The 11787-nt window shown below is 38.6% G+C and carries 10 protein-coding genes; 6 read left to right on the top strand and 4 right to left on the bottom strand.

Going from position 1 to position 11787, the window contains the following annotated elements; all coding sequences use genetic code 11:
- The first annotated feature begins 154 nt into the window (after positions 1–154).
- The 5 genes from AS180_RS09315 to AS180_RS09295 all read left to right on the top strand — a co-directional run bounded on the left by AS180_RS09315 (position 155) and on the right by AS180_RS09295 (position 7499).
- On the top strand, positions 155–1600 hold the full coding sequence (locus AS180_RS09315; RefSeq protein WP_025911881.1) for an alpha-amylase family glycosyl hydrolase: 1446 nt from the start codon (positions 155–157) through the stop codon (positions 1598–1600).
- Between the two features lie 89 nt (positions 1601–1689).
- Positions 1690–2709, top strand: coding sequence for a LacI family DNA-binding transcriptional regulator (locus AS180_RS09310; protein ID WP_025911880.1), 1020 nt, complete (start codon positions 1690–1692; stop codon positions 2707–2709).
- Positions 2710–2984: 275 nt separating this feature from the next.
- The gene (pruA, locus tag AS180_RS09305) at positions 2985–4532 is read left to right on the top strand and encodes an L-glutamate gamma-semialdehyde dehydrogenase (RefSeq protein WP_025911879.1); all 1548 of its coding nucleotides are present in this window, start codon (positions 2985–2987) and stop codon (positions 4530–4532) included.
- 37 nt (positions 4533–4569) lie between these two features.
- Positions 4570–5772, top strand: a complete 1203-nt coding sequence (locus AS180_RS09300) for an ornithine--oxo-acid transaminase (RefSeq protein WP_025911877.1) — start codon at positions 4570–4572, stop codon at positions 5770–5772.
- Between the two features lie 68 nt (positions 5773–5840).
- Positions 5841–7499: a M20/M25/M40 family metallo-hydrolase gene (locus AS180_RS09295; protein ID WP_035321451.1), complete on the top strand. Its 1659-nt coding sequence runs from the start codon at positions 5841–5843 to the stop codon at positions 7497–7499.
- A 10-nt stretch (positions 7500–7509) separates the two neighbouring features.
- Here the strand turns inward: AS180_RS09295 and AS180_RS09290 are convergent, their stop codons facing one another.
- From AS180_RS09290 to AS180_RS09280, 3 genes are all read right to left on the bottom strand, one after another.
- Positions 7510–8907, bottom strand: a complete 1398-nt coding sequence (locus AS180_RS09290; RefSeq protein WP_025911876.1) for a sigma-54 interaction domain-containing protein — start codon at positions 8905–8907, stop codon at positions 7510–7512.
- A 136-nt stretch (positions 8908–9043) separates the two neighbouring features.
- Positions 9044–9910 (bottom strand): SDR family oxidoreductase, encoded by an 867-nt coding sequence (locus tag AS180_RS09285; protein ID WP_062686732.1) that lies wholly within the window; start codon positions 9908–9910, stop codon positions 9044–9046.
- Positions 9911–10048: 138 nt separating this feature from the next.
- On the bottom strand, positions 10049–10540 hold the full coding sequence (locus tag AS180_RS09280) for a YajQ family cyclic di-GMP-binding protein (protein WP_025911874.1): 492 nt from the start codon (positions 10538–10540) through the stop codon (positions 10049–10051).
- A 189-nt stretch (positions 10541–10729) separates the two neighbouring features.
- Here AS180_RS09280 and AS180_RS09275 point away from each other — a divergent pair, with 189 nt between their 5' ends.
- Positions 10730–11593 carry a CvfB family protein gene (locus tag AS180_RS09275; protein ID WP_025911873.1) on the top strand — a complete coding sequence of 288 codons (864 nt, stop codon included), beginning with the start codon at positions 10730–10732 and terminating at the stop codon, positions 11591–11593.
- A gap of 48 nt (positions 11594–11641) precedes the next feature.
- Here the strand turns inward: AS180_RS09275 and AS180_RS21640 are convergent, their stop codons facing one another.
- On the bottom strand, positions 11642–11773 hold the full coding sequence (locus AS180_RS21640; RefSeq protein ID WP_076513403.1) for a DUF3941 domain-containing protein: 132 nt from the start codon (positions 11771–11773) through the stop codon (positions 11642–11644).
- Positions 11774–11787: the final 14 nt, after the last annotated feature.

Here is an 11787-nt window from a genome sequence, read left to right as displayed (position 1 = left end):
GGAACAGCTATTGTTCGTCTCTTAGAAGCAATCATTTTGTTATGTCCCAAACTCTTTTTTTATTGTGTTAATTAAGAGGGGATAAGAAAGCGTTGAGTTTAATTGTCAAAAGCGATACTCTAGAGGAAAGGCTCTATGACAGGGGAGATGAGGATTGGGGAGAAAAGTTATTAGCTTACTGTTAGGTTTGCTGTTTGTTAGCTTTATTCCGGTACAAGCCGATGCAAGAGAATCAATTAAAGATGAAATTATGTACTATGTAATGGTAAATCGTTTTCAAAATGGAGACGAGAGCAATGATGTAAAAATAGACTATAATAATCCTTTTAGCTTTTACGGTGGAGACATAAAAGGATTGGAAAATCGAATTCCGTATATAAAAGATATGGGGTTTACAACCATTATTATCACGCCAATTTTCAAGAATGATGAACGTGGGTATCATGGTTATAACGTTATCGATCATTATCAAATGGATGAACGCTTTGGAACCTTTCCACAATTGAAGGAATTTATCAAACAAGCTCATAAAGAAGACATGAAAGTGGTCATGGAGCTGCCTGTAACGGTCAGCGAGAAGCATCCTATGCTAGAAGATTTGAGTAAGGAGCAGTGGTTTACCGAGCAAGGAGAACGTGTAGAGCTACAAGTCAAGCAACCGGATGTGCAGAAGTACATAGAAGAAGTTGGAGAATGGTGGATTGAACAAACAAACTTAGATGGCTATTACTTTGCGGGTGTCGATGATTTTCCAGCAGCGTTTGTAAATCGGCTATCCCAGCAATTTCATAATAAGAAAGCAGGCTTTTATTTAATTGGTGAAGGTACGAAAGATTCCGATATAGAATCTCTCTCATGGGATTTATTTGTCAACCAAAAGCAGTCTAATGCACAGACACAACAATTAAGTAAAGGTGGTGCACTTCCTCAGCTAAGTTATCATTCAAACGAAGCGAGCGGTACGTTCTTAGACAATCCTCGTACTGAGCGTTTTACACGAACCGTACTAGATGCTAAGGAACACCCGGTGGTACGAACCAAACAAGCATTAGCGTATTTGTATTTGTCTTCTTCTGTGCCGATTGTTTATTATGGTACGGAAATTGCGCTAGATGGTGGAAAAGGAAGCGATGCACATCGGCTCATGAACTTTCAATCGAACCCTGAAATTATTGAGTATCTCACAAAGTTGGCAGGCGTGAGAGCTGAGCTTTTGTCCGTTCGCCAAGGAGATGTCACTCAGCTTTCAGATGATAAAGGAATGGGCGTGTACCTTCATAAAAGTAAGGGTGAAAAAACGTTGTTTGTTATAAATAATGATTCTCGCGTGCAAGTTGCTCAAATAGAAGAAAAAGAAATAGGTGAAGATCAAGAGTTGAGAGGTCTTATAGAAGGTGGCATCATTCGGTCTCAAGGTGGACAATATCATATTCAGTTAGATTCAGATTCTTCGAATATATATCGAATAGCTGAAGATAAAGGAGTTAATATATGGTATATTAGTATGATGGTTTTTGTTTATGGAGGCTTTTTGATTTTTTTGATTGCTGCTTCTAAAAAAAGAAAAAAAGATAAGTTAATCAATGCTGAAAAACAATAGGATTTTCGATCGTTTGATGATACTATTTGACTATAAAATGTCAGCGCTATCAAGTAATGGAGAGATGATCATATAGGAGGGGACATGCGGTGAGCGTAACAATAAAAGATGTAGCAAATTTAGCAAAGGTAGCTCCTTCTACAGTCTCACGCGTAATTGCAAATAGTTCAAGAATTAGTGAGAAAACAAAACAACGAGTACGCGCAGCGATGGAAGAATTAGGATACCACCCTAATATTATTGCTCGTAACTTAGCTAATAAAACAACAGAAGCAATTGGTATAGTTATGCCAAGTTCTGCTGGGAACGTTTTTCAAAATCCATTTTTCCCAGAAGTACTGCGTGGAATCAGTACAGGTGCTCATGAAAAAAAGCGAGCTATATATATGTCAACCGGTGAAGCAGAATCAGAAATTTTAAGAGAAGTAATGCAAATGGTACAAGGGAGAAGAGTAGACGGGCTGATTCTCTTATATTCTAAAATTGATGATCCAGTATTAGCATATTTAAAAGAACAAAACATTCCATTTGTCGTAGTGGGAAAACCGTTCAAAGATAGTGAGTATATCACATATGTAGACAACGATAATTTCAAAGCCGGGAAAGAAGCAACAGAATACCTAATTGAACTGGGGCATAACCGAATTGCGTTTATTGGAGGTAGTTTGGACCTTGTTGTAACGATTGATCGTTTAACAGGTTACGATAAAGCAATACAAGGAGCTGGGATTGCTTACCGTAGTGAATATGTCATTCATGAAGAATTTCTACAAGAAGGTGGAAAAGAAGCTGTTTGTGAGCTATTAAGCTTAGAGGAACGACCAACTGCTCTCGTTGTAGCAGATGATTTAATGGCTTTAGGTGTACTCAATACTCTTGATGCAATTGGAATTTCAGTTCCGGAAGATATGTCGATTATTAGTTTTAATAATGTATTAATTGCTGAAATGGCAAGACCTGCACTCACATCAATTGATATTAATATTTTTGAATTAGGATATCAGGCTGTACGTAGCTTGACGAAAAAAATCGAAGCTTCTTCTCAACCAATTGAAAGTATTCGCATTCCACATTCAATTGTGACAAGGCAATCGTGTAAAAAGCGGTAATGAGTAGAAAACGACTGTATATGTGTATATACGGTCGTTTTTTTATTAATCAAACGTTTGTTTAAATAGCAAAAACCTTGTGGGAGTGAGGGTGCATAAGGTTACGCAAAATAATTTTGCTTATTGATAGATATTTCTTTTGCATGCAAATATTTTTTGCTATTGGTCGGAGCTGAATTTCTTGAAAAATAAGAAAAAAACGGAGATACGCATGTTGGCATCAATCTTGCAATAAAGATTAGTGAGTAGAAAAGTCAACTTTAGGAGGTATTTACATGGTGCGTACATATCAACATGAACCATTTACTAATTTTAAAGATGAAAAGAATCAAGAGCTATTTCAAGAGGCTTTATCATACGTGAATACACAATTAGGAAAAACATACCCTCTCATCATTAACGGTGAGCGTATTGAAACGGATGAAAAAACAACGTCTATTAACCCTTCAAATAAGAAAGAAGTAATCGGCTACGTGTCATTAGCAAATCAAGAGCTAGCTGAAAAAGCAATGAATGCTGCGTTAGAAGCTTTTGTAGATTGGAAAAAATGGAAAGCTGAAGACCGAGCAAATATTTTGTTCCGTGCAGCAGCAATGCTAAGACGCCGAAAGCATGAGTTTTCTGCCTATCTAGTCAAAGAAGCTGGGAAGCCTTGGAACGAAGCGGATGCAGACACAGCAGAAGCAATTGACTTTATTGAATATTATGGAAGGCAAATGCTAGAGCTTACAAAAGGGCAGCCAGTTAATAGTCGTCCAGGCGAATATAATCAATATAACTATGTTCCGTTAGGGGTAGGGGTCATCATTTCACCTTTTAACTTCCCGCTTGCAATTATGGCTGGAACAGCAATTGCGGCCATTGTAACTGGCAACACCATTCTATTAAAACCAGCTGATGCAACGCCCGTTGTTGCAGCCAAGTTTGTAGAGCTCATGGAAGAAGCAGGTTTACCGAAAGGTGTCCTTAACTTTATTCCTGGTAAAGGATCTATTATTGGAGATTATTTAGTTGAGCATCCAAAAACAAGATTTGTTTCGTTTACAGGTTCTCGAGAAGTAGGATGTCGTATTTATGAACGCGCAGCAAAAGTACAGTCAGGCCAAATTTGGCTAAAGCGTGTGATTGCAGAAATGGGTGGCAAGGATACTGTGTTGGTTGACCGCGATGCTGATTTAGAGTTAGCTGCTTCATCCATCGTTTACTCTGCTTTTGGCTTTTCTGGTCAAAAGTGTTCAGCAGGATCAAGAGCAGTTATTCATGAAGACGTATATGATGAGGTCGTCGAAAAGGTTGTCTCCTTAACAAAAACATTAAAAGTAGGGAATCCAGAAAGCGTAGATACGTACATGGGACCGGTTATTCACCAAGCGTCGTTTGATAAAATTATGAAATATATTGAGATTGGTAGAACAGAAGGAGATTTATTAGTAGGAGGGGAAGGGGATTCATCTAACGGTTTCTTCGTCCAGCCAACTGTGTTTGGGAATATACATCAAGATGCTCGCTTGATGAAGGAAGAAATCTTCGGGCCTGTTGTAGCGGTTTGTAAAGCGAGAGATTTTGATCATATGTTAGAAATTGCGAACAACACGGATTATGGATTAACAGGCGCAGTCCTATCAAATACACGCGCTAATATTGAGCGTGCGCGTGAAGGATTTCATGTCGGAAACTTATATTTTAATAGAGGGTGCACGGGAGCGATTGTTGGTTACCAACCATTTGGTGGATTCAATATGTCGGGTACTGATTCAAAAGCTGGTGGTCCTGATTATTTACTGCTTCATATGCAAGCAAAAACAACATCTGAAATGTTCTAATAATATACGTAAAATAAAACGAAGGAGGATGACTTAAATGGTACAGGTAAAACAAACAGACACAATTATTCAACAAACGGAAAGGTTCGGAGCAAACAATTATCATCCACTACCAATTGTTATTGAAAAAGCAGAAGGAGTGTGGGTGCATGACCCAGAAAACAATAAATATATGGATATGCTAAGCGCGTATTCAGCAGTGAACCAAGGTCATCGTCATCCTAAGATTATTGAGGCACTAAAGTGCCAAGCAGATAAAGTTACGTTAACGTCACGCGCTTTTCACAATGATCAGTTAGGTCCATGGTATGAAAAAATTTGCAAAATGACAAATAAAAATATGGCATTGCCGATGAATACGGGAGCTGAAGCGGTTGAAACAGCAGTTAAAGCTGCTCGTCGCTGGGCGTATGATATAAAAGGCGTTGCGGAAGATCAAGCGCAAATTATCGCTTGTGAAGGAAATTTCCACGGCCGTACAATGACAGCTGTTTCGTTATCATCAGAAGCGGAGTATAAACGAGGATTCGGTCCAATGCTACCTGGAATTAAGATAATTTCATATGGTGATTTAGAAGCTTTGAAAACTGCCATTACACCAAATACAGCAGCATTTCTTATTGAACCCATCCAAGGTGAAGCAGGGATAGTACTTCCACCAGAAGGATTCTTAAAAGCTGCTTTTGAACTTTGTAAAGAAAATAATGTACTCTTCATTGCAGATGAAATTCAAGTGGGGCTGGCTCGTACTGGAAAGCTATTTGCTTACGAGTGGGAAGGTTTTGAGCCTGATATGCTGATTTTAGGAAAAGCATTAGGGGGAGGCGTATTCCCAATTTCATGCGTTGTTGCAAACGATGATATTCTAGGTGTATTTAATCCAGGGTCGCATGGTTCTACGTTTGGAGGAAACCCACTTGCTTGTGCTGTTTCCCTAGCGTCGCTAGAAGTGATTGAAGAAGAAGAGTTAGCAAAGCGTTCATTGGAATTAGGTAATTACTTCAAAGAAGAGCTCAGCAAAATTGGAAACCCGATTATTAAAGAAGTTCGAGGTCGTGGTCTATTTATTGGTGTAGAGCTATACGAAGCAGCTCGACCATATTGTGAAAAGTTAAAAGCAGAAGGACTTTTATGTAAAGAAACGCATCACACAGTTATTCGATTTGCTCCACCGCTCACGATTTCGAAAGAAGAGCTTGATTGGGCAATTGAGCGAATTCAAAAAGTATTTCATATCTAAAAAGCCCAGTCGTACGGTGTTACATCGTGCGACTGAGCTTTTTTACGATAGAAGGAGATGTTGATAATATGTATGAACAACTTGTTCATTTGTCATTGGAACAAAAAGTGGAGCTGCTCACAAAAACATTGGTGAAAATCGAAAGCGTCAACGGAACAGAAGGAGAGGAGAAGCTTGCTGAATTTGTAAAAGAGTTACTTCAAACATTTCCTTATTTTATTGAAAACCCCCATCACCTATGGGTACAAAGCGTTCCTCAAGATCCCGTGAATCGAAAAAATATCTTTGCATTTGTGAAAGGTAAAAAGCAATCGGCAAAAACCATTGTGTACCATGCACATTTAGATACGGTGGGGGTAGATGATTATGGACATCTTAAGCACATTGCATACGATGCTGATGAATTAAAGACATATTTTATGATTCAGCAAAAGGATGCAGAAGTTCAAGCTGATGCAGCATCCGGTGACTGGCTATTTGGTCGTGGGGCCCTTGATATGAAAAGTGGTATTGCAGTTCATCTTGTTAACACTCTTTACTTTACGGAAAGAATTAAGGAGCTCGAAGGAAATGTATTATTGGTCATTAATGGGGATGAAGAAAGTGAGCACCGAGGAATCTTAGCTGCTGTTAAAGAGTTGAAACGAGTGAAAGCAGAGTATCAGCTAGACTACGTAACGGCCATTAACAATGACTTCATTGCGCCTTTGTATGAAGGAGATCAAACACGCTATCTCTATACGGGTACAGCTGGAAAGGTATTGCCATGCTTTTACATTCATGGTCGTACGGTGCACGTAGGCGATACGCTGCTAGGAATTGATCCAAATGTGATTGCCTCTGAGCTGACGCGAAGTATTCATAATAATATGAGCTTAGCAGAAGAGCTTGAAGGTGAAATGATTTTACCACCGACTTGTTTGTACCAGAGAGATGGAAAAGACGCATATAATGTGCAGACGGCTGTATATACGCATTTGTACTTTAATTATTTTATGTATGAAAAGAAAATCAATGAAGTAACGAATGAATTGTTGAAAGTTGCACGTCAAGCATGTAAAGAGGTTGAACATAGGCTTGCTCATGCGTATGAAGATTTTTGTAGAAGAGCACAATTGCCTAATCGCACCCTGTCATTTGAGGTAGAAGTCGTTACGTTACACCAGTACCTTCTAGACTTACAAATACAAGGCATTGATCCGCGCTCTCATATCGAGCAAACGCTAATTAAATATGAGTCGTTAGAAGCTCGAATGAAAGCTTTTAAACTAGTAGAAGCACTTCAAGCTTTGGATGCTTCTCATAAGCCTCGAGTGATTTTGTTTTATGCACCACCTTATTTACCGCATAATCACGTAGACGTAAGCACTGAGAAAGGGCATGAACTTGTGAACGTGATACATGCTTGTGTGGAAAAGTTCACTTCTGAAACGAATGAGAAATTCGAAGTGCGAAAGTTTTTTCCTTATTTATCTGATGGAAGTTTTTTATCATTTTCAGAAACGCAAGAAGAAATACAGTCTTTCACGAGGAATTTTCCAGGTTGGGAGTTTGATCAAACCATCCCATTTCAAGAAATTAAGGATTTAGACATTCCATCTATCAACCTTGGCGTATATGGAAAAGATGGTCATAAATGGACGGAAAGAGTCTATAAGCCTTATTCATTTAAGATTTTACCTCAGTTCATCCAGCATGTGACAACGGAGCTATTGAAGACGAAATAAGGCAAAAGCCTTATTTCGTTATATTCAAACGGCGCATCCGATATTGTAAGCTCTGTCTACTCATTCCTAGTGCCTTAGCTGTCTGTGAAATGTTATCTTCATGGTGTTCTAGCGCCTCTTTAATACAGTGAGCTTCAAACTGTAAAAGCTGTTTTTTCAAAGGGACATAGGCTTGATCTTCATTCCGTACCTGGCTTATCACTTTGGTATTAACAGGGGGAAGGAAGCGGTTTTGATATTGAAATGGCAAGTGATGGTAATGAATTTCCTCCTCACCAATCATGAGGTTCATCGCGCCTTCAATGACATGTTCTAACTCTCTAACGTTACCTGGCCACTCGTATTGTGAAAAAGACGACATGACTCGTTCATCAATTCCCATTACCTCCATTTGAAAGCGATCGTTGTATTTTTGAATAAATGTTTGAACAAGCTCTGGGATATCTTCTTTACGCTCTCTTAGAGGAGGAATCTGTAGCGTAACGACCCCTAAGCGATAGTATAAGTCTTTTCGCAATCGGTTTTCGTTAATAGCGTCAATGGGATCTTCGTTCATATTAGCGATAATGCGAACATCTATCGTTCTTTCTTTCGTGTCACCAATGCGACGAATCGTTTTTTCCTGCAAAACACGAAGCAGCTTTGCTTGAAGATTTGTAGGAAGCGAATTTATTTCATCTAACAGCAGTGTTCCTCCATTAGCTTGTTCAAAAAGTCCAGGCTGGTCTGCTGAGCCCGTAAAAGCACCACGCACTGTGCCGAAAAGAAGACTTTCCATTAAGGTATCTGGAATTGCTGCGCAGTTTTGTGAAATAAACGGTTTAGCTGATCGACTGCTTCCATTATGTATGCTTTGAGCAAATAACTCTTTCCCGGTGCCTGTGTCACCTACAATCAAAACGGATGAAGGAGTGCGCGTGGCTCGTTTAGCGATATTCACTACATCTTGAATAGCGGTACTGCTACCGATGATCTGCTCAAACGTCACCATTTTTGACTCTCGGTGTCGGTTGTTTTCGCGGATGAGCTTTTCAAGTTGAGTTACATCTTTCGCAATTTCAACCGCCCCTTTAATTTTTCCATCATCAATAATTGGAAAGGTATTATTGATTGTAGTAATTTCCTTTCCTTTATTGTTAAAGTACGTTTGCTTGACATTAATGGTTGTTTTACCCTCACGTAGAGCTTTGACAAGCGTACTTTCTTGATTATCTTGGAACATGAAGACATCAAGCAAGTTCTTATGAAGCACATCATGTTTTTCCATTGATTCCATTTTCATCATTTGTTCATTATAAATAATGGTTGTACCATGTTCATCAATTGCATGAATACCAGCATCAACTTCATTAATGATTTTTTCAAAGATGGACTGAACCAGCGGTGTAGAATAGTTAGACTTTGTCATTTCCTCAATCCCCTTTAAAGCAGCATCTTATCATTTATTATTTAAGCAGCATCTTATCATTTATTATTTAAGCAGATATGTCTTTTATATGCAAAAAAGAAGAAGCTGTAGGGAAATCTACAGCTTCAGTAACGTATTATCCATTTATAATCGTTCCACCGTTTATATGGATAACTTGTCCAGATATATAGGATGAATCGTTGCTTGCTAAAAATACATAAGCAGGTCCAAGCTCAGAAGGCTGGCCAGCACGCTGCATCGGCGTATCTGCACCAAATGAAGCTACTTGTTGTTCATCAAAGGTTGAAGGGATAAGAGGTGTCCAAATAGGTCCAGGAGCAACACCATTTACTCGAATACCTTTCGCAGCTAATGATGCTGACAACGAGCGCGTAAATGATACAATGGCTCCTTTTGTTGATGAATAATCAATAAGCTGATCGTGACCATGGTAAGCAGTCACAGATGTTGTATTGATAATAGAACTTCCTTTTTTTAAGTGAGGCATCGCTGCTTTTGTAAAATAAAAAAATGAGAAAATATTTGTTTGAAATGTTCGCTGCAGCTGCTCAGCACTAATCTGTGTAATATCTTTTTGAGGGTGCTGCTCAGCAGCGTTATTTACTAAGATATCAAGCTGTCCAAATTTCTCAATGGTTTCATGAACTACTTTTTCACAAAACGGCTCTTCACCAATGTCTCCAGAAAGAGCTAAGCATGATACACCATATTCTTCAATGGTCTTCTTCGTTTCATCTGCGTCGTCATGCTCATCTAAATACGTAATAACAATATTGGCGCCTTCCTTTGCGAAATGATACGCAACTGAACGTCCAATACCGCTGTCACCGCCTGTAATAATCGCTACTTTTCCAGAAAGTTTTCCACTAGCTTTGTATTCCGGCTCAATCGCAGTTGGTTTTGGGTTCATTTCTGATTCAATGCCAGGTTGTTTTTGCTGATGTTGTGGGGGAAAGGTTTGTTTTTGCTGTTGTTGACTCATTTGCTTATACACTCCTTTAAAAGTAATTGATGATATAGAATGTAAATAGTATGCGTGGTGCTAGAATAAGTATGCATAAAGGAAAAAAAGACCAATAGCATAGCTACTGGTCTTTACCCTTAACAATAATGAATAAACTTAGCGGTAATTAATAAACTGCACGTCAATTGACAAATCCGCTTCTTTAATCGCTGCGATTACTTGCTGTAGGTCATCCCGGCTTTTAGCGCTTACGCGAAGCTGATCATCTTGAATTTGGCTCTTTACTTTTAAACCGCTTTTTTTGATTAAATTATTAATTTTTTTAGCATTTTCTTTATCGATACCTTGAATCAGTTTACCGCGCTGGCGGACCGTACCACCTGAAGCGTTCTCAACTTTTCCATATTCAATGTTCTTTGTTGGTACACCGCGCTTAATTAATTTTGAAACCATAACATCTTTTAGCTGCTCTAGCTTAAACTCATCGTCGGAAATTAATACAAGCTCTTCTTTATCGACAGAAATGTCGCTTTTACTTCCTTTAAAATCATAGCGGTTTCGAATTTCTTTTAAAGCCATTGTAATTCCGTTTGTTACTTCTTGTAAGTCAACCTGTGATACTACATCAAATGAGCTATCTTTTGCCATAGAATCCTCCTTGTTTTTTTCTTTAATTATAAATAAAACGAAAAGGGGATACAACTGATATTGAACAAGCATCTTGAAATTGATACAATACAATTTTGAACGTTTGTTTTCATAATGTAGAATCAATGATGATAATACAATTTGATCATAAAAGAAATAAAGGAACTTCACATAAAGGATGGATAAAAAATGAGTAGAGTAAAACCAGGCCAAAGAGCATATTTGACTGTAAGTCGTGAAACGCCGATGGGATATATGCTTGACAGTGAAGATGGAGAAATCCTTCTTCATAAAAATGAAACAACGCAAGAGCTAGCAGAGCAAGAAGAAGTAGAAGTGTTTGTATATTTAGATAACCAAAGTCGATTAACTGCTACTATGCATATGCCAGTTGTCGAAGAGGGAACGTATGCGTGGGTCGAAGTAGTTGACGTAAATGATGACTTAGGTGTATTTGTGGATATTGGTATGAGTAAAGATATGCTGATCGGTTCAACGGATCTTCCAGCTTTAGAAAGTCTGTGGCCTGATGTAGGAAACAAGCTTTACTGTACGATGAAAATATCAAAGCATGGAAAAATTTACGGGAAAGTGGCAACAGATGATGTTATGAAAGCAATGGCTAAGCCGGCTCCAAGTCATCTGTTTAATCGTGAAGTCACGGGTCGTATCTATCGCGTGCTACGAGTAGGATCTTTCATTATGACAGAAGAAGGCTACGTTGGATTTATTCATGAATCAGAACGTAAGAAAGAACCGAAGATTGGTGCGCTTGTAACGGGACGCGTTGTGAATGTAAAAGAAGACGGTACACTGAATGTTTCGTTGCTACCTCGTAAGCAAGAAAGTATGGATGAAGATGCGCAAGTTCTATACGATTACATGGAAAGCCGCGGAGGCGTTATGCCATTTTGGGATAAAAGTTACCCAGAAGATATTCGCACGCGTTTCAATATGAGTAAAGCAGCGTTTAAGCGCGCATTAGGAAAGCTGATGAAAGAAGATAAGGTTTATCAAGAAGAAGGATGGACATACTTCAAAAAAGATAAATAAAGGCATTACAAAACCGCTTGGAAGCTTCCAAGCGGTTTTGTAATGCCTTTATAGATGATCCGTTTTTTTAGAAAATGAATGTTTTCCTGCTTGTCTATTTCTTTGTTCATGTAGATTCTTTTGTTCTTGCTTTGCTTGATTATCTTTTGCCTTTTTATCGTTATCACTTGTATGAGGCATTCTAACACACACTC

It is taken from the genome of Priestia veravalensis, from assembly GCF_001457055.1.
GTDB classification, from domain to species: domain Bacteria; phylum Bacillota; class Bacilli; order Bacillales; family Bacillaceae_H; genus Priestia; species Priestia flexa.
The sequence above is the reverse complement of the archived record's forward strand: the minus strand, read 5'-3'. Positions and strand labels throughout refer to the sequence as shown.